Here is an 18,065-nt window from a genome sequence, read left to right as displayed (position 1 = left end):
AAGGAGCGGATCCGTATGACGATTGAACGGGTGTCTTCTTCTTTTCCTTCTTATGAACCGATGCGAAGTGAACAGGCGAAGGGGGACGTCGAGCTTTCAGCGGCGCGCCCGCAAGAAGGAGAGGATTCTTCTCCTTCACAGCCGCTTTCGGAAGAAAAATTGGAGAAAGTGGTCAACGGCTTGAATGAGCTGGTGCAGCCGAGCCATACGTCGGTTCGGTTTGAGCTGCATAAGGAGCTGAATGAGTATTACGTGCAAGTAATCGATGAAAAGACGCATGAGGTGATCCGCGAAATTCCGCCGAAAAAGCTGTTGGATATGTACGCGGCGATGATGGAGTTTGTCGGGCTTTTGGTGGATAAAAAAATTTAACGGTGGTGAGTCGAAATGGCGAATACGTTGCGCATCAGCGGCCTCGCGAGCGGGATGGACATTGACAAAATCGTCAGCGATTTGATGAAAGCGGAGCGGATGCCGCTTGATAAATTGAAGCAGAAAAAGCAGCTGCTCGAGTGGCAGCGTGATGATTATCGAGAGATGAATAAGCTGCTCAGCGAGTTAGATACATCGATCTTTGATGGAATCTATCGGCAGGCGACGTTTACGAAGCAGACGGTTATCAGTTCGAATGAAGCGGCTGTTTCTGTTCGAAACATTAGCTCTACTTCCCAATTGACATCAACTATCAAAGTGACACAATTGGCAGAGAATGCTTATATGTATGGAGCTGTTGCCGTAGGCAATGCCAATTTCGATCCATCCCAAACGCTGCTTAGTCAAGATAGCAACATCACGAAAAATAACGGCTACACGTTGAGCAGCGGGACAAAGGAGATTCGCATTAAGGCGATTAAGAGCGATGGCACGATGCCGACCGAGTGGACAACGATTCAATTTGATCCGAGTGTTGATTCATTAAACTCGTTGATTAATAAAATTAATAGCTCTCAGGCCGGGGTAGTGGCTTTTTACGATAGCCGAACGGGCAGAGTGTCATTGACGGCGAAAAATACAGGCGATGCGTCAGAAGGCGCTGAAATTGTAATTGATGGTACAGCTGACAGGTTTTTGATTGACGTGTTAAAGCTACCTCAAGACAGTGATATTGCTGCTGCGACACAGGATCCGAGCAATAATACGATCATGTTGGGGAGAAAAGGAAAGAACGCTCAGTTTACAATTAACGGTTTACCAACGGAACGTCCAACGAATGTGTTTCAGATTAACGGGTATGAGTACACATTAAAGCAAACAACCGCAAGCGAAGTAACCGTGACTGCCTCGACGGACGTTGATGCCATTTTCAATTCGATCAAGTCATTCGTCGACAAATACAACGACACAATCGCCAAAATCAACGCCGAGCTGAAAGAAGAGCGCTACCGCGACTATCCGCCGCTTACCGACGAGCAAAAGGAAGCGATGACGGAAAAGCAAATTGAGCTGTGGGAAGAAAAGGCGCGGAGCGGGATGCTTCGCGGCGATTCGATTTTGTCCAGCGCCCTCAGCAAAATGCGGATGAATGTGTACACGAAAGTCGAAGGGGCGAACATCCCAAGCGGGTTTTCGCAGCTCGCGCAAATCGGGATTACGACGTCGTCGAATTACCTAGACGGTGGGAAGTTGATCATTGACGAAACGAAGCTGCGGGAGAAAATCAAGGAAAATCCGGATGCCGTCTATCAGTTGTTTAACCAAGACGGCGCGACCGATGCGGAAAAAGGCATCGCCCGCCGCCTGCGCGATACGATCAAGGAAACGATCGGGAAAATCGAGCAAAAGGCGGGGAAAACCGTTTGGACGAACCAACAGTTTGCGATCGGGCGCGATTTAATCCAGATCAATGACCAAATTGACCGGTTTCAAGATCGGCTGAAACAGATTGAAGACCGCTACTACCGCCAATTCACAGCGATGGAAGAGGCGATTCAGCGCGCCAACCAACAAAGCATGTATTTGATGAATGCCTTTGGCGGCATGCAAAGATAACGATCAGCGGCTGTGGCATGCAGGCGTCCGTTGGCGCTTGGCCATCATCGGAAAGCGATCCGCTTCCTGATGATGGAGGTTTTAGGCTGAGACAACTGAAAAGGCGCGACGCCTCTTTAAGGGGGCGGTTTGGCTGAAAAAACGTTCTTGCCTCAGTCTTGAAACGTGTGCAGCACTTGACGTGGAAGAGGAGTGATCGGGATGGCAACGAACAATCCGTATCAACACTACCAAGCGAACGCCGTGCAGACGGCGTCGCCTGGGGAGTTGACATTGATGCTGTATAACGGCTGCTTGAAGTTTATCAAGCTCGCGCGCCAGGCGATCGAGACGGGCGATATCGCGGCGCGTAATGAAAACTTGTTGAAGGCGCAAAAGATCATTTTGGAATTGATGGCGACGCTGAAAATGGAATATGACGTCGCGAAATCGATGATGACCATGTATGACTACATCTACCGCCGCCTAGTCGAGGCGAATGTGAAAAACGATGCGGCGATTTTGGACGAGGTGGAAGGGTATGTCGTCGAGTTTCGCGATACGTGGAAGCAAGTGATTCAGCTGAACCGGCAGCGCCAATACGCGGAAGGCGGGCAGGCGTAATGGGCGTTGTGCACGATGTTTGGCGCGCAACGAAGGAGTTGCTTGAGGCGACGGCGCTGCCGTGGCCGTCCGAGGAGCGTGAAGAGCGGCTTGCGGCGGTCGATCGGCTGCTTCGGGAGCGTGAGGAGCTGCTTCGGAAGCTGCGGCCGCCATACAGCGAGGAAGAACAAGAGCTTGGCCGTGAGATCATCGTTTGGAATCAAGAGATTGAGGCGCGGCTGCTTCGGGTGTGCGAAGAAATTCGCCGCGACTTGCGGATGACAGGGGCGAAGCGGCAGGCGAACGCCCGCTACGTTCACCCGTACGAGCAGCCGCTTTCGTTTGACGGGATGTTTTACGACAAACGGCGATAAAGAAAAGGACAGCACGCGCTGTCCTTTTCGCTTCAGACGGCTTTCACGATCGTGATGTTCATCTCTTTCCGCAAGTCAATCTCATACGGGCTTTTCAGCTCCTCGCCTGCTGGGTTTTTGATGACGCGGACGATGGGGCGGAGCGGGAAGCCCGGAAACACTTGCGAGACGACGCCGACGTGCCCGGTGTTGAGCAAGACGGTCGTGGCGACCGGGTAGATGGCGATGTGAGAGAGAAACAGCTTGATCAGATCATAGTCTAAAATGCCGCCGGCGGCGGATAGGTATTCAGCCGCCTCGTGCGGCGAGTATTGTCTTCGGTGGTAGCGCGCCGATGTCAAGGCGTCAAAAACGTCGGCGATGGCGACGATGCGGGCGTATTCGTGAATTTCATCGCCCGATAAGGCGCGCGGGTAGCCGCTGCCGTCGCACCGCTCATGGTGCTGCAAGGCGCAGTGGGCGGAAAAGAGCGAAATGTTGCGCTGGCGCCGCAACAGCTCGAAGCCGAGATACGTATGGCGGCGGACGATTTCCTTTTCCTCTTCCGTCAAGACTCCTTTTTTCCGCCAGAGCCCATCAGGAAGCTGCGTCATGCCGATGTCAAACAACAGCGCGCCGATGCCAAGGTCAAGCAGCTGCTGGGGGCGGTAGCCTTTGGCGATGCCGATGACACCCGCAATGGTGGCGACGTTGACTGAATGGTGGAAAAAGTATCCATTGGAAATGACCAAATCCGACAAGTTGATGAGCAAATCTTCTTGTTTTAGCAGATAATCCAAAATGTCTTTGAACACTTTTTCGTACTCTTTTCCCAAATCGAGGGAAGACACACGGCTGAGCAGCTTTTTTTGCTCAATCAAGGCCGTCATCGTCTCGTACACTTTTTTCACCGCCTGCTGGCGCACGGTCGGGCTGATGAGCGGGCGCGGGCGGATGTCATATGTTTGTTTGTCGTCAATATAAATGTATTGAACCCCTTTTTGTGCTAAAGAACGGATGTAGCCGCTTGTCAGCCGCACGCCGCGCGACAAAAGGACGCTGCCGTTGGCGGCGAACAAGTCGACAGCGAGCACGTCACCGCTTTTCGCATGGGAAATATGGACCTTTCGCATCGTTCACACACTCCGTACCTTCCACATCATAAGAAAAAACACCTATGCCTATCTTACCATATTTTCCTATGTTTTTCACAAAATCTTCAAAAATATTTTTGATTGAAACATGGATTGGATGGGTAATAAAAAAGTGTAGGGATTTACAGTTTTAAAGATAAGGAGTGGTCAGCGATGATGTATAACGTTCGCGGGGAAAACCTCGAAGTGACTCCAGCGTTGCGTGAGTACGTGGAGAAAAAAATCGGGAAACTGGAACGCTACTTTGATGGCACCGAAGACGTGCATGTGCACGTCAATTTAAAAGTATACAACGATGGACAAGGGAAAATCGAGGTGACCATTCCGATTCCGCATTTGTTGCTGCGCGCTGAAGAGCGCCATGAAGATATGTATGCGGCCATCGATTTAGTAACCGATAAGCTCGAGCGGCAAATCCGCAAACATAAAACGAAAGTCAATCGGAAGCTGCGCGACCGCGAGAAAGAAGCGAAGCTGGCTGCCCCTGTCTCGATCGGCGCTTCCGCGGCGGAGAATAATGAAGAGGAGTTTGAAATCGTGCGCACGAAACATTTCAGCTTGAAGCCGATGGACAGCGAAGAAGCGATTTTGCAAATGAATTTGTTGGGGCACAACTTCTTCATTTTCACCAACGCGGAAACAAACCGGACGAACATCGTCTACCGCCGCAAAGACGGAAAATACGGATTGATCGAGGCGAATTGAACAGCCTCCCTATGCGCATCCCCTGCTTTTTTTGGCAGGGGATGTTATAATATGCATGAGAAAAATCAAAATGGGGGAGAGCGATGGAGGAACTGTTGCGTCAAATCTTGTCCAAGTTGGACAACATGGAAAAAGGATTTTTGGTGTTCCAAGAAGAAACTCGCCAACGGTTTGAGCAGATGGATGGCCGTTTGACGGAGATGAACGGACGCCTCGTCGGCCTCGAACAGGAAATGGGCGCGGTGAAAGAGCGGTTAGACCGTGTGGAAACGCGGTTGGGCGGCGTAGAGACCCGGTTGGACGGCGTGGAAACGCGGTTGAATGGTGTAGAGACCCGGTTGGACGGCGTGGAAACGCGGTTGAATGGCGTAGAGACCCGATTGGACGGCGTGGAAACGCGGTTGAATGGTGTAGAGACCCGGTTGGACGGCGTGGAAACGCGATTGAATGGCGTGGAGACCCGATTGGACGGCGTGAAAACGCGGTTGAATGGTGTGGAGACCCGGTTGGACGGCGTGGAAACGCGATTGGGCGGCGTAGAGACCCGATTGGATGGCGTGGAAACGCGGTTAGATGGCGTGGAGACCCGGTTGGATGGTGTGGAAACTGAATTGACGGAAGTGAAAGAGACGCTTCATCGGGTCGAAACGCAGCTTGTGGATGATGTGCAAATATTGTTTCGCAAAATTCATGAAAAAGTTGAGGAGAAAAGTTTTGAAATTTATGCGCTGAACCGGCGGCTTCACCATGCGGAAGCGGCGATTGAGCAGCTTCAGTCCAAGGCGTGATTCCCTCTTTTGGACATGCCCCTCTCTAAGCCTGTGCAACAGTTGTCACCTATCCCTGTAAATGATATGATGAATAAGTGAGTCCATGAAAAATAAGGAGCGTTTCCTATGCTTGGAGTCTTAAAAAAAGTATTTGACCCGAACAAGCGTCAGTTGGCAAGGCTCGAGAAAATTGCGGATCAAGTGGATGCGCTCGGTCCGGAGATGGCCCGACTGTCCGATGAACAGCTGCGGCAAAAAACCGAGGAATTCAAAGCCCGCTACCAACAAGGCGAATCGCTCGATGATTTGCTTGTTGAGGCGTTTGCCGTTGTGCGCGAAGGAGCGAAGCGCGTCCTTGGCTTGTACCCATATAAAGTGCAAATTATGGGCGGCGTCGTCTTGCATGAGGGCGACATCGCCGAGATGAAAACCGGGGAAGGGAAAACGTTGACGGCGACGATGCCCGTCTATTTGAACGCCTTGACGGGGCGCGGCGTGCATGTCGTGACGGTCAACGAATACTTGGCGACGCGCGATGCGACGGAAATGGGCAAACTGTATGAGTTTTTAGGCATGACCGTCGGCTTGAACTTAAGCGGCATGTCGCGCGAGGAGAAGCAGGCGGCGTACAACGCCGACATTACGTACGGGACGAACAACGAGTTTGGCTTTGACTATTTGCGCGACAACATGGTGCTCTATAAAGAGCACATTGTGCAGCGGCCGCTCTATTATGCGATCATCGACGAGGTCGACTCGATTTTAATCGATGAAGCGCGGACGCCGCTCATCATTTCCGGCACGGCGCAGAAGTCGACCAAGCTGTATGTGCAGGCGAATGCGTTTGTCCGCACGTTGCGCAAAGATGTCGATTACACATACGATGAAAAAACGAAAAGCGTCCAGCTGACGGAAGAAGGGATCAACAAAGCGGAGCGCGCGTTTGGCATCGACAACTTGTTCGATTTGAAACACGTCACGCTCAACCACCATATTCAGCTGGCGCTGCGGGCGCACGTGACGATGCAGCGCGATGTCGACTATGTCGTGCAAGACGGAAAAGTGATCATCGTCGACCCGTTCACCGGGCGCTTGATGCACGGCCGCCGTTACAGCGATGGGCTTCATCAAGCCATTGAGGCGAAAGAGGGGCTCGAGATTCAAAACGAGTCGATGACCTTAGCCACGATTACGTTCCAAAACTATTTCCGCATGTACGAAAAATTGGCGGGGATGACGGGGACGGCGAAAACGGAAGAGGAAGAGTTCCGCAACATTTACAACATGCGCGTCGTCGTCATTCCGACGAACCGCCCGGTCATCCGCGAAGACCGTCCGGATTTGATCTACCGGACGATGGAAGGGAAATTCCGCGCCGTGGTCGAGGACATCGCCGCCCGCCATGCGAAAGGGCAGCCCGTGCTTGTCGGCACGGTGGCGATCGAAACGTCCGAGATGTTGTCGGAGATGCTGAAAAAACGCGGCATCCCGCACAACGTCTTAAACGCGAAAAACCATGCGAAAGAGGCGGAAATCATCGCTCAAGCAGGGCAAAAAGGCGCGGTGACGATTGCGACGAACATGGCCGGGCGCGGGACGGACATTAAGCTTGGCGAAGGGGTCAAGGAGCTTGGCGGGCTTGCGGTCATCGGCACGGAGCGTCACGAAAGCCGGCGGATCGACAACCAGCTGCGCGGCCGTTCCGGGCGTCAAGGCGATCCTGGGGTGTCGCAGTTTTACTTGTCGCTTGAAGACGAATTGATGCGCCGTTTCGGCTCGGAAAGCTTAATGGCGATGATGGACCGCCTTGGAATGGACGACTCGCAGCCGATCCAAAGCAAAATGGTGACGAAAGCGGTCGAGTCGGCGCAAAAACGGGTCGAAGGCAACAACTTCGACGCCCGCAAACAGCTGCTTCAATATGACGATGTCCTGCGCGAGCAGCGGGAAATCATTTACCGCCAGCGCTATGAAGTGCTCGATTCCGACAACTTGCGCGGCATTATCGAAAAGATGATCCAATCGGTGATCGAGCGCGTCGTCAACGCTCATACGCCGAAAGAAGAGGTTCCGGAAGAATGGAATTTGAAAGGGCTCGTTGAGTATCTCAACGCCCATCTGCTTCCGGAAGGGGATGTAACGGAAGCTGACTTGCGCGGCAAAGAGCCCGAAGAGATGATCGAGCTCATTTGGGCGAAAGTGAAGGCGCGCTATGATGAGAAAGAAGCGCAAATCCCGCCTGAACAAATGCGCGAGTTTGAACGCGTCGTCGTCTTGCGCGCTGTCGATATGAAATGGATGCACCATATCGACGCGATGGAGCAGCTTCGCCAAGGCATCCATTTGCGCGCCTACGGGCAAGTCGACCCGCTGCGCGAATATCAGATGGAAGGCTACGCCATGTTTGAGGAGATGATTGCGGCGATTGAAGAGGAAGTCGCCACCTATATTATGAAGGCGGAAATTCACCATAACCTTGAGCGCCAAGAGGTGGCCAAAGGCGAAGCGGTTCACCCGAAAGAAGACGGCGAAGAACCGAAGAGAAAACCGGTCCGCAAGGCGGTGCGCGTCGGCCGCAACGACCCGTGCCCGTGCGGGAGCGGGAAAAAATATAAACATTGTTGCGGAAGAACGGTGTGACCGTTTATAAATATAAAAGGGAAGCTCTGCCTCCCTTTTGAATGGCAGACATTCATCGTTGGCATACTATAATTTATTATGAGGTGAGGACAACATGATCGATTTGGTGGAAATCAAGCAAGAGCTTGAGAAAATGGCTAAGCGATTAGCGGAAATCAGGGGGTCTCTTTGACCTCGAAGCGAAGCAGGCGCGCATTCGCGAATTAGAAGAGCAAATGGCCGCGCCAAACTTTTGGGATGATCAAAAGGCGGCGCAGGCGGTCATTTCCGAAGCGAATGCGCTCAAAGATCTCGTCGAGGAATTTTCCTCGCTTGAAGAACGGTTTGACAACTTGGAAGTGACGTACGAATTGCTCAAGGAAGAGCCGGATGACGAGCTCCAAGCTGAGCTCGTCGAGGAAGCGAAAAAGCTGATGAAAGACTTCAGCGAGTTCGAGCTGCAGCTGTTGCTCAACGAGCCGTACGACCAAAACAACGCCATTTTGGAGCTCCACCCGGGCGCGGGCGGCACGGAATCGCAAGACTGGGCGTCGATGCTTTTGCGCATGTACACGCGCTGGGCGGAGAAAAAAGGGTTTAAAGTCGAGACGCTCGATTACCTCCCGGGCGAGGAAGCCGGGATTAAAAGCGTCACGCTACTCATTAAAGGGCACAACGCCTACGGCTACTTAAAGGCGGAAAAAGGGGTGCATCGGCTGGTTCGCATCTCACCGTTTGACGCCTCAGGCCGCCGCCATACGTCGTTCGTGTCGTGCGAGGTTGTGCCGGAAATGGATGATAACATTGAAATTGAGATCCGGCCGGAAGAGCTGAAAATCGACACGTACCGCTCAAGCGGCGCGGGCGGGCAGCACGTCAACACGACCGACTCGGCCGTGCGCATCACCCACTTGCCGACCGGGATCGTCGTCACGTGCCAATCAGAGCGGTCGCAAATCAAAAACCGCGAAAAAGCGATGAATATGTTGAAGGCGAAATTGTACCAAAAGAAACTCGAGGAGCAGCAAGCCGAACTCGCTGAGCTGCGCGGCGAGCAAAAAGAAATCGGCTGGGGCAACCAAATTCGTTCGTACGTCTTCCATCCGTATTCGCTTGTCAAAGACCATCGGACGAACGTCGAGGTCGGCAATGTGCAAGCGGTGATGGATGGGGAAATTGATGTGTTTATTGACGCGTATTTGCGTGCGAAGTTGAAGTAAAGGGCGATCATCGGATCGTCCTTTTTTCGCCCCAAAATCATGTTTTGGCCTTTTGACGCGTCTGTGCTTCCGTGGTACGCTGAAGGCAACGGAAGGAAAAAGGAGGGCGATGGCATTGGCTGTACGCAAACAATTGCTTTACGAATTGATTGATCGGCTGAACGAGGCTGATCATCAAACGGCGTACGATTTTTTGACGTACTTGCTTGATCGGGCGAGAAGAGAACAGATGATGTGGGAACGGATTGACGAAACGGATGAAGAAGAAGTGTTGACCGAAGAAGAGCGCCAGCAGCTGCAAAGCGATGAAGGATATATCACCGGGGGAGAAGCCAAGCGTGAATTCGGGCTACAAGTTGATTTACCGTAGGGCCGCAGTCAAATTCATCGTTAGGCAAGAAAAAGAGGTTCAAGAACGGTTGGCCTCTGGGTTGCAAGGGTTGCTTGCGATCCCGCCGCAGGGGGATATTAAAAAGTTGAAGGGGCAGGATGGATTATATCGGATGCGAATCGGAACATATCGTGTGTTGTTTCGCATCGATCATGATGAACGAATCATCTATATTGAGGCGATCGGCAACCGCGGCGATGTGTATTGAGGCTTGTATTTTTTGGCTAGGGCGATCATCGGATCGTCCTTTTTTCCTTTAGCATAGCAGACCATTATCGCGTTAATCGGCTGTCATTTACTTGCCAAAACGGGCATGCTATACTCACAGAGGAAGGTGGGGAAGCATGCGGAAGCGAAGAGAGAAGACCATGCCTCCGGCGGTGGAGGCGGCTTTGGAGTATGCGTATGTTCTTATCGGCGCGGCGATCGTCGCTGTGGCGTTTAACGTGTTTTTGCTGCCAAACCGGATTGCCTCAGGCGGAGTGAGCGGCATCAGCACGATTATGCACGCGTTGTTTGGCATTGAGCCTGCCTACGTCCAATGGGCGCTCAACATTCCGCTCTTTATCGCTGGCGTTGTGCTTTTGGGCCGGCAGTTTGGCGTGAAAACGTTCGTCGGGACGGTGTTCTTGCCGCTTGTCGTCTATTTGACGAAAGGGATGGAGCCGGCGACGACGAATCCGCTTCTTGGCGCGATCTTTGGCGGCATCGGCGTCGGGCTTGGCCTCGGCGTTGTCTTCCGCGGCCGGGCGTCGACCGGCGGCACCGATTTGGCAGCGCAAATCATCCATAAATATACCGGGCTGTCGCTTGGCATGTGCGTCATTTTGATCGATGGCTTGATCGTTTTGACCGCGGCGTTTGTGTTTGATATTGAACGGGCGCTCTATGCGTTGATCGCGTTGTATGTGACAAGCAAAACGATCGATCTCGTCCAAGTCGGGCTTGGGTATTCGAAAATCGCTCTTATTATTACAAAGGAAGAAGAAAAAGTGCGCCGCGCCATTTTGCACGAAATCGACCGCGGAGTGACGCGCTTGCCGGCCTATGGCGGCTACACGGAACATGAACGGCCGATGTTGATGTGCGTCGTCGCACAATCGGAGTTCACGAAATTGAAACAATTGGTCCGAACCATTGATCCGACAGCGTTTGTCATTGTTGCGAACGCCGCTGAGGTGCTCGGCGAAGGATTTCAACGTACGTAAAACGGAAGAAATCGGTTATAATAAATGAGAACGAAATTTTTGTTTTTAGGGGGAGTTCGCCATGAAATGGAAATTAGCGACGATGTTCCTTGGCGTTTCGCTCGCGCTTGCCGCGTGCGGCGGTGGCGGGGACAATGCCGGGGAAAAAAACGGCGGCAGCAACGGCGGAGGGGATACTGCAGCGGCTGCCGAGCAAATTTTTAAACAAAACTGTGCGTCCTGTCATGGACAAGACTTGTCGGGCGGGGTCGGCCCGAACTTGCAAAAGGTTGGAAGCAAGTATTCCAAAGATGAAATTAAAAACATTATCGTCAACGGCCGCGGCGCGATGCCGGCAGGAATCATTAAAGGGGAAGACGCCGACAAAGTGGCGGAATGGCTGGCCGCGAAAAAATAATGGACGGATGTTTCTGACTCTTTGAAAGGAAAAGATCGTTCACTCAAGAAAGGTGCACCGCCTTGTTCGCTCAAGAACGAGGCGGTGTTTTCTGTTTTTGAACCTTTTGTCCTAGTTTCCCCAGGGTTCCTCCATTTGAAATATAAATGTAAAATTCGACAGCGGAAAATCATGCTATAATAATCCTTGCGGAATTTTGCAATATTCATTCGAAACAGCTCGAGAAATGACAGCAAGCTATAAAGATGCAACGAGACCGTTTAACATATGCTTGACGGAAAAGTCGTTTATCCATTTTCGACTGTCGAGGGCAAGCCTGTGGCTTGCCCCCGTCACGCCAAGGCGTGGCGGGAGGCCGAACAACCGCTCGCTTCACAGCCCCATGCATGGGTCTGAAAGCAGCGTTGTTCGGTCGCTCGACAGTCGATCAAATGCTCGAAGCCGCAAATGTTAAAGCTTCAAGTTGCATCTATATAGTCGAAAATAGGTGATGATGATGATTGAAATGCAAGATGTGTACAAAACATATCCAAACGGCGTTGTGGCGCTGAACGGCATCAACGTCCGCATCAAGCAAGGAGAATTCGTCTACGTCGTTGGGCCCAGCGGAGCTGGGAAGTCGACGTTTATTAAAATGATGTATCGCGAGGAAAAGCCGACGAGCGGGACCATTATGGTCAACGGCGTCAACCTTGCCAAGCTCAAAGACAGCAAAGTCCCTCTTTTGCGCCGCCATATCGGCGTTGTGTTCCAAGATTTCAAGCTGCTTCCGAAGCTCAACGTTTACGAAAACGTTGCCTTTGCCTTGGAAGTCATTGAAGAATCGCCGAAAGTGATCCGCAAAAAAGTGATGGAAGTACTCGACCTAGTCGGCCTCAAGCATAAAATCCGCTCTTATCCGAACGAATTGTCCGGGGGCGAACAGCAGCGCGTCTCCATCGCCCGCTCAATCGTCAACTCCCCGAAAATCGTGATTGCCGACGAACCAACAGGAAACTTGGACCCGGAAACCTCATGGGGCATTGTGGAGCTGTTTGAAAAAATCAACGACCGGGGAACGACGATTGTGATGGCGACCCACAACAAAGAGATCGTCAACGCGACCCGGCGGCGCGTCATCGCCATCGAAAACGGGAAAATCGTCCGCGACGAGGCGAAGGGGGAATACGGCTATGACGCTTCATACGTTTAAGCGCCACGTCCGGGAGAGCATCAAAAGCCTTGGCCGCAACGGTTGGATGACGTTTGCGTCCGCGAGCGCCGTCACGGTGACGCTGTTGCTTGTCGGCGTCTTTTTTGCCGTCATGTTCAACATCAACCATTTTGCCAAAAAAGTCGAAAACGATGTGGAAATTCGCGTTCATATCGAGCTGACGGCCGACAGCCGGCAAAAAGACGCCTTGCGCCGGCAAATTGAAGCCATTCCAAATGTCAAGGAAGTCCGCTATTCATCGAAGGACGAAGAGCTGAAGCGGCTGATCAAAAGCATGGGGGACGAAGGTTCGTCGTTCCGCTTATTTGAGCAGGACAACCCGTTGAGCGACGTATACGTCGTGAAAGCGGCCCATCCGCAAGATACGGTGAAAGTCGCGAAGCAAATCGAAACATTGCCGTTCGTCCATAAAGTCAACTATGGCCAAGGGACGGTCGAGAAGCTGTTTGATGCGCTGAAAGTGGCGCGCAACGTCGGGCTCGTGCTCATTCTCGGATTGTTGTTTACGGCGATGTTTCTCATTTCCAACACGATCAAAATTACGATTTTCGCCCGCCGCCGCGAAATTGAAATTATGCGGCTCGTGGGCGCGACGAACGGGTTTATCCGCTGGCCGTTCTTTTTAGAAGGGTTATGGCTTGGAATGCTCGGCGCTCTCTTCCCGATCGCGGCGCTTTCGATCGTGTACTACAATGTGTATCAAGTGTATGAACAGCGGGTTTCCTTGCCGTTTTTTGAACTTCTTCCATTTTCTCCGTTCATGTGGCAGTTGAGCGCACTGCTCTTGGCGATCGGCGCCGGCATCGGCATTTGGGGAAGCGTTATGTCGGTGCGCAAGTTTTTGAAAGTGTAAAAAAAGATTCATAGGGAGAGGGGAAAGCGATGAAAAAGAAAAACATGATGGCGCTCGCCGTCGCCGCGGCGCTCGGCCTTGGCGTTCTGCCGCCGGCGGCGAACGCCGTCAGCACTCGTGATATCGAACAAAAGCGAAGCGAAATCGACGCGCTTCGCTCGAAGCGGTCAGAGGTGCAAGAAAAGATCAGCGAGGCGCAAAAAAACATCGAAGCCCTTCAGTCGCAGCAAAAACAAGTCGCCAACGATATTGAAAAGCTGAACATTGCCATTGAGGAAACGAGCGGCAAAATCCGCAACGTCAGCGCAGATATTGACCAAACGGAGCAAGCCATTGACCAATTGAAACAAGAAATTGCCGAAATTCAAGAACGGATTGAAAAACGAAATGAAATTTTGAAAGAGCGGCTTCGTTCCTTGCAGGAAAACGGCGGGGCGATCAGCTACTTGGAAGTGCTGCTCGGCGCACAAAGCTTCAGCGACTTCATCGACCGGATGAGCGCCGTAACGACGATCATGGAAGCGGACCAACAAATCATCCGCGAGCAGGAAGCCGATAAAGCGTTAAAAGAGAAAAAGGAAGGCGAATTGACGGAGAAGCGGAACAAGCTGCAAGCGGATTTGCAAGAATTGAAGCAGCTGCAGGCCGAGCTGGCCGGCCAGCTGGAACAAAAAAATCGCCTGATGGCCGATTTGAAGCAAAAAGAGGAAGAAGAGCATGATCATAAGATGGCGCTCGAAGAAGAAAAAGAACTGATCGCCAAACAAGAAGCGGCCGTGAAAGAGCAGCTTGCCGAACTCGAACGGCAAAAACGGGCCGAAGAAGAAGCGAAACAGAGAGGACGTACATATGCTTCGCCAAACGGTGGAGGAGCGTCATCAGGAGAAGCGCCATCCGGCGGCAGCACGCCGCCTGTATCGAGCGGGGCGTTCACTCGCCCGGCCAATGGACCGATCACCTCGGGCTTTGGCTACCGGTTTGGCGGCACGGACTTCCATCCGGGGGTCGACATCGGCAAGCGAGCTCCCGTTGTGCCGGTTGTCGCTGCAGCGGACGGCATTGTGTTCCGCTCCTACTATTCTAGCAGCTACGGCAACGTCATTTTCATCAGTCATGTGATGAATGGGCAAACATATACGACCGTGTACGCCCATTTGGAAGCGCGTCTTGTTGGCGAAGGGCAGCACGTTCAAAAAGGGCAAGTGATCGGCTATATGGGCAATACAGGGAATTCGACCGGTCCGCATCTTCATTTTGAACTGCACCGCGGCGGCTGGAACGAGGCGAAAACGAATGCGGTCAATCCGCTTGACTATATTCCTTTCTAATTCCGAACCGTATGTGGCATTGCGCAACTTGTCTGTCTTTTGGCGGGACAAGTTGCGTATTTTTTTGATTCATTCGACATCATCGGACAGGGAATCTCCATCCCCCCTTCCAATCTGATTCCAACTGCATGATTGGTTGCTATCTCCAGCGTCCGTCTGTCTTCAAAGCCATGATGCGCGAATGCGAACAGCGCTTTTTGGCGCACGGAGAGATCACAGCTACTTACCATTGCCTATTGATCCGTATGACCCGCTGTTAAGGCGGGGATTTTTTATGGTTTTGGGCATTGCTTGGCCAATCATCAAGAGAATGGTTTTGCCGCATAACATTCTCCCACTTGACTCTGTACCTTAGTCTATCGTTTATAATGTTGAGCAAAGACGGGAACCCCCCGTCATCGCAAGGAGGGAGAACGATGGAAATGGTCAAAAATCGTTTTGGGCCGTGCTGACACTGCTCAGCTGCCCGTGTCATCTGGCGGTTATTCTGCCGTTGTTGGCCGGAACATCGGTCGGTGCGTATTTGATCCGACACCAAAGCCTTGCCATCGGCCTTTTTACGGTTTTGTTTTTCTTTTCGCTGATGATGATAGTTGCAAAGCGAAAGCCAATGCGATCAGGTGAAACGGAAAGCTGTGACCCAGAGAAAACGGGAAACGGCCATGGGGCGTGCTGTGCCCCCTTCCGAACGAATCATGAGGACGAGTGATATAGGTTTCGTGATCGAGGATCTGAACAAAATAGGAAAGAGACATTTGTTGATAAGGAGTGTTTTTTGCCATGAAAACATATCGAATGACCGTCCAAGGCATGACATGCGCCGGCTGTGAACAACATGTCGCCGCAGCGCTGAGCGCGATTGGGGCCAAGCTGATGGATGTCAGCTTCCGGCGCGGTGAAGTGGTATTCGCGCTGCCTGAGGGCACGGACGTTGACATGGCGAGACAAGCGGTCAAAAACGCCCATTACGAGCCGGGGGATATCGAGGAGATCACCGCGCCAGCCAGCCCTGTCATCGCTGGCGAGGGAGAGTATGACTACATCATCATCGGTTCCGGCGGGGCGGCGTTTTCCTCGGCGATCGAAGCGGTGAAATACGGGGCGAAAGTGGCGATGGTCGAGCGCGGCACGGTCGGGGGGACGTGCGTCAATATCGGCTGCGTGCCGTCGAAGACGCTGCTTCGGGCCGGAGAAATCTATGCGTTGACGCGAAATCATCCGTTTCTCGGCCTGCATACATCCGCTGGTCCGGTTGATTTGGCGCCGTTAGTGAAGCAAAAAAATGAACTGGTCGAGCAGCTTCGCCAAGCGAAATATGCGGACTTGATCGGAGAGTATGGGTTCGATTTCATCCAAGGGGAAGCCCGATTTGTTGGGCGCCAAACGATTGAAGTGAACGGCCAAACGCTGTCGGCGAAACGGTTTTTGATCGCGACAGGCGCTTCCCCGGCCGTGCCGGATATTCCGGGGCTTCATGATGTCGACTACTTGACCAGCACGACCTTGCTTGAACTGAAAAAAGTGCCGAAGCGGCTCGCGGTCATTGGCGCTGGCTACATCGGGATGGAGTTGGGACAGCTGTTCCATCATCTCGGCTCCGAGGTGACGTTGATGCAGCGAAGCCCGCGCCTGTTGAAAGAATATGAGCCGGAAATTTCCGAAGCGGTGACGCGGGCCCTCGCGGAACAAGGCATCCGCGTCATCACCGGCGCTTCGTTTGAACGGGTCGAACAAGACGGGAATACGAAAAAAGTGTATGTGAATGTAGACGGCCGCACCCGGGTCATCGAAGCGGACGAATTGCTCGTGGCTGCCGGGAGAACGCCGAATACGGCGGCGTTGAACTTGCCGGCAGCCGGCGTGGAAGTCGGGGAGCGCGGGGAAATTTTGATCGACGAATACACACGGACGACGAACCCGTCGATTTATGCGGCAGGCGATGTCACGCTCGGCCCGCAGTTCGTCTATGTCGCGGCCTATCAGGGAGCCGTTGCCGCGGCCAATGCCGTCGGCGGGCTGAACAAGCGCTGGGATACGGCCGTCGTTCCGGCGGTGACGTTCACCCATCCGGCCATCGCCACCGTCGGTTTGACCGAGCAGCGGGCGAAAGAAAACGGGTATGACGTGAAAACGTCCGTCCTGCCGCTTGAGGCGGTGCCGCGCGCCATCGTCAACCGGGAAACGACGGGGGTGTTTAAACTTGTCGCTGAGGCCCATACGGGCAAGCTGCTAGGCGCCCACATCGTCGCGGACAATGCCGGCGAGGTCATTTACGCCGCAGCGTTGGCGATTCAATTCGGATTAACGATCGACGACCTTCGCCGAACGTTGGCCCCGTATTTAACGATGGCGGAGGGGCTGAAGCTGGCGGCGCTTACGTTTGACCGAGACGTTTCGAAACTGTCGTGCTGCGCGGGATGAAGCCTTCGAACGGGGGCCGCCGTTTCGCGGAGTGTTACGAAGGGGTTGGAACCGATTGTTGTTGCGGTTGCGACTAAGCTTAATGGGGAGCGGTCCGTTTGGCGGAACGCCTCCTCAAGCATGGAAGAAATGCGGGCTAAACTTCAATATTGACTTGACCCTGTACTATAGTGCGGGGGTTATACTTTTTGATGAGGTGATTATGTGATACATTACCGCACCGGCGAGCTGGCAGAAAAATGCAATGTTAATAAAGAAACGATCCGGTATTACGAACGGAAGGGGCTTATTCCAGAAACGGAGCGGACAGAAGGCGGATATCGCCTGTATACGGAGGAAACGGTCAGGCGAATTCAGTTTATTAAGCGGCTGCAAGGGCTCGGATTCACCTTGGCGGAAATTGATAAACTGCTTGGCGTTGTCGATCGGGATCGCGATCGATGCAAAGACATGTACCGCTTTGTTACGCAAAAGATCGAGGAGATTCAAGCCAACATTCGCGATTTAAAGCGGATCGAAGCGATGCTCCAGCAGTTAAAGGAATGTTGCCCTCATGAAGACAATTTATATAACTGCCCGATTATTGACCTATTGCTGGAAGAACCCTCGGATGAGGGAAGGCATGGAGAATGAGAGACTGTTTACTTGCTAAAAGAAAGAGGAGATAGGCAACGGCTTTGTTATTGATCGGTTCGGGTGTTTATTTTACTATGGAATTTTAGCCGCAACAGTCCCGTGCGTCCTTCACTGGCAACGGGGGAAGAAAAAAGGACGATAAGGAAATAGGTGGTGGGAAGCTCCAACAAAAATACGGCTGCCCTCATTAGCCGGTTTCCCGGCCTTTCGGGCAGCTGCTTGTCTG

The 18,065-nt window shown here is 52.7% G+C and carries 19 protein-coding genes; 18 read left to right on the top strand and 1 reads right to left on the bottom strand.

Going from position 1 to position 18,065, the window contains the following annotated elements; translation table 11 throughout:
* Positions 1-15: 15 nt before the first annotated feature.
* The 4 genes from flaG to GT3570_RS15170 all read left to right on the top strand — a co-directional run bounded on the left by flaG (position 16) and on the right by GT3570_RS15170 (position 2,945).
* Positions 16-372: a flagellar protein FlaG gene (gene flaG, locus GT3570_RS15185; RefSeq protein WP_062898941.1), complete on the top strand. Its 357-nt coding sequence runs from the start codon at positions 16-18 to the stop codon at positions 370-372.
* A 15-nt stretch (positions 373-387) separates the two neighbouring features.
* Entirely contained in the window at positions 388-1,989 is a 1,602-nt protein-coding gene (locus GT3570_RS15180) for a flagellar hook-associated protein 2 (protein ID WP_062898940.1), read from the top strand.
* Between the two features lie 201 nt (positions 1,990-2,190).
* Entirely contained in the window at positions 2,191-2,592 is a 402-nt protein-coding gene (gene fliS, locus GT3570_RS15175; protein ID WP_062898939.1) for a flagellar export chaperone FliS, read from the top strand.
* The gene (locus GT3570_RS15170; RefSeq protein WP_023633666.1) at positions 2,592-2,945 is read left to right on the top strand and encodes a flagellar protein FliT; all 354 of its coding nucleotides are present in this window, start codon (positions 2,592-2,594) and stop codon (positions 2,943-2,945) included. The genes fliS and GT3570_RS15170 overlap by 1 nt, the downstream gene beginning before the upstream one ends.
* Positions 2,946-2,977: 32 nt before the next feature.
* Here the strand turns inward: GT3570_RS15170 and GT3570_RS15165 are convergent, their stop codons facing one another.
* Positions 2,978-4,057, bottom strand: a complete 1,080-nt coding sequence (locus GT3570_RS15165; RefSeq protein WP_013524623.1) for an HD-GYP domain-containing protein — start codon at positions 4,055-4,057, stop codon at positions 2,978-2,980.
* 174 nt (positions 4,058-4,231) lie between these two features.
* On the opposite strand from GT3570_RS15165, the gene hpf reads away from it, so the two are divergent.
* The 14 genes from hpf (at position 4,232) to merR (ending at position 17,836) form a co-directional block, all read left to right on the top strand.
* Positions 4,232-4,783, top strand: coding sequence for a ribosome hibernation-promoting factor, HPF/YfiA family (hpf, locus tag GT3570_RS15160; RefSeq protein WP_062898938.1), 552 nt, complete (start codon positions 4,232-4,234; stop codon positions 4,781-4,783).
* Between the two features lie 83 nt (positions 4,784-4,866).
* Entirely contained in the window at positions 4,867-5,571 is a 705-nt protein-coding gene (locus tag GT3570_RS15155; RefSeq protein ID WP_062898937.1) for a tropomyosin, read from the top strand.
* Between the two features lie 108 nt (positions 5,572-5,679).
* The gene (gene secA, locus GT3570_RS15150) at positions 5,680-8,193 is read left to right on the top strand and encodes a preprotein translocase subunit SecA (protein WP_062898936.1); all 2,514 of its coding nucleotides are present in this window, start codon (positions 5,680-5,682) and stop codon (positions 8,191-8,193) included.
* A 94-nt stretch (positions 8,194-8,287) separates the two neighbouring features.
* Positions 8,288-9,392, top strand: a protein-coding gene (gene prfB / locus GT3570_RS15145; protein WP_128733406.1) for a peptide chain release factor 2 whose coding sequence is annotated in 2 segments (ribosomal slippage) — positions 8,288-8,362 and positions 8,364-9,392 — 1,104 coding nt in all. Because the reading frame shifts where the segments join, the coding sequence is not laid out codon by codon here.
* Positions 9,393-9,501: 109 nt separating this feature from the next.
* Entirely contained in the window at positions 9,502-9,762 is a 261-nt protein-coding gene (locus GT3570_RS15140) for a hypothetical protein (RefSeq protein ID WP_082816487.1), read from the top strand.
* On the top strand, positions 9,731-9,991 hold the full coding sequence (locus tag GT3570_RS15135; RefSeq protein ID WP_062898935.1) for a type II toxin-antitoxin system RelE family toxin: 261 nt from the start codon (positions 9,731-9,733) through the stop codon (positions 9,989-9,991). Before GT3570_RS15140 ends, GT3570_RS15135 begins: the two co-directional genes overlap by 32 nt.
* Positions 9,992-10,127: 136 nt before the next feature.
* Positions 10,128-10,991 carry a YitT family protein gene (locus GT3570_RS15130; RefSeq protein WP_062898934.1) on the top strand — a complete coding sequence of 288 codons (864 nt, stop codon included), beginning with the start codon at positions 10,128-10,130 and terminating at the stop codon, positions 10,989-10,991.
* Between the two features lie 61 nt (positions 10,992-11,052).
* Entirely contained in the window at positions 11,053-11,388 is a 336-nt protein-coding gene (gene cccB / locus GT3570_RS15125; RefSeq protein WP_062898933.1) for a cytochrome c551, read from the top strand.
* Positions 11,389-11,884: 496 nt separating this feature from the next.
* Entirely contained in the window at positions 11,885-12,580 is a 696-nt protein-coding gene (ftsE, locus tag GT3570_RS15120; RefSeq protein WP_011232571.1) for a cell division ATP-binding protein FtsE, read from the top strand.
* Positions 12,561-13,454 (top strand): permease-like cell division protein FtsX, encoded by an 894-nt coding sequence (ftsX, locus tag GT3570_RS15115; protein ID WP_062898932.1) that lies wholly within the window; start codon positions 12,561-12,563, stop codon positions 13,452-13,454. The genes ftsE and ftsX overlap by 20 nt, the downstream gene beginning before the upstream one ends.
* Positions 13,455-13,483: 29 nt before the next feature.
* Positions 13,484-14,782, top strand: a complete 1,299-nt coding sequence (locus GT3570_RS15110; RefSeq protein ID WP_062898931.1) for a murein hydrolase activator EnvC family protein — start codon at positions 13,484-13,486, stop codon at positions 14,780-14,782.
* A gap of 445 nt (positions 14,783-15,227) precedes the next feature.
* Positions 15,228-15,491 (top strand): transporter, encoded by a 264-nt coding sequence (locus GT3570_RS18205; protein ID WP_239691191.1) that lies wholly within the window; start codon positions 15,228-15,230, stop codon positions 15,489-15,491.
* 71 nt (positions 15,492-15,562) lie between these two features.
* Positions 15,563-17,203 carry a mercury(II) reductase gene (merA, locus tag GT3570_RS15105; RefSeq protein ID WP_062898930.1) on the top strand — a complete coding sequence of 547 codons (1,641 nt, stop codon included), beginning with the start codon at positions 15,563-15,565 and terminating at the stop codon, positions 17,201-17,203.
* 204 nt (positions 17,204-17,407) lie between these two features.
* The gene (gene merR, locus GT3570_RS15100; protein ID WP_062898929.1) at positions 17,408-17,836 is read left to right on the top strand and encodes a mercury resistance transcriptional regulator MerR; all 429 of its coding nucleotides are present in this window, start codon (positions 17,408-17,410) and stop codon (positions 17,834-17,836) included.
* Positions 17,837-18,065: the final 229 nt, after the last annotated feature.

Source organism: Geobacillus thermoleovorans, from assembly GCF_001610955.1.
GTDB classification, from domain to species: Bacteria; Bacillota; Bacilli; order Bacillales; family Anoxybacillaceae; genus Geobacillus; species Geobacillus thermoleovorans.
This window is presented reverse-complemented; position numbering and strand designations above follow the sequence as displayed.

Bases quoted from the DNA above. Each gene is read 5' to 3' on its own strand.
- secA (WP_062898936.1), top strand. From the start codon at position 5,680: ATGCTTGGAGTCTTAAAAAAAGTATTTGACCCGAACAAGCGTCAGTTG.
- ftsX (WP_062898932.1), top strand. From the start codon at position 12,561: ATGACGCTTCATACGTTTAAGCGCCACGTCCGGGAGAGCATCAAAAGC.
- ftsE (WP_011232571.1), top strand. From the start codon at position 11,885: ATGATTGAAATGCAAGATGTGTACAAAACATATCCAAACGGCGTTGTG.
- GT3570_RS15170 (WP_023633666.1), top strand. From the start codon at position 2,592: ATGGGCGTTGTGCACGATGTTTGGCGCGCAACGAAGGAGTTGCTTGAG.
- merA (WP_062898930.1), top strand. From the start codon at position 15,563: ATGAAAACATATCGAATGACCGTCCAAGGCATGACATGCGCCGGCTGT.
- flaG (WP_062898941.1), top strand. From the start codon at position 16: ATGACGATTGAACGGGTGTCTTCTTCTTTTCCTTCTTATGAACCGATG.
- GT3570_RS15110 (WP_062898931.1), top strand. From the start codon at position 13,484: ATGAAAAAGAAAAACATGATGGCGCTCGCCGTCGCCGCGGCGCTCGGC.
- GT3570_RS15130 (WP_062898934.1), top strand. From the start codon at position 10,128: ATGCGGAAGCGAAGAGAGAAGACCATGCCTCCGGCGGTGGAGGCGGCT.
- hpf (WP_062898938.1), top strand. From the start codon at position 4,232: ATGATGTATAACGTTCGCGGGGAAAACCTCGAAGTGACTCCAGCGTTG.
- fliS (WP_062898939.1), top strand. From the start codon at position 2,191: ATGGCAACGAACAATCCGTATCAACACTACCAAGCGAACGCCGTGCAG.
- GT3570_RS15165 (WP_013524623.1), bottom strand. From the start codon at position 4,057: ATGCGAAAGGTCCATATTTCCCATGCGAAAAGCGGTGACGTGCTCGCT.
- GT3570_RS15155 (WP_062898937.1), top strand. From the start codon at position 4,867: ATGGAGGAACTGTTGCGTCAAATCTTGTCCAAGTTGGACAACATGGAA.
- cccB (WP_062898933.1), top strand. From the start codon at position 11,053: ATGAAATGGAAATTAGCGACGATGTTCCTTGGCGTTTCGCTCGCGCTT.
- GT3570_RS15140 (WP_082816487.1), top strand. From the start codon at position 9,502: ATGGCATTGGCTGTACGCAAACAATTGCTTTACGAATTGATTGATCGG.
- GT3570_RS15180 (WP_062898940.1), top strand. From the start codon at position 388: ATGGCGAATACGTTGCGCATCAGCGGCCTCGCGAGCGGGATGGACATT.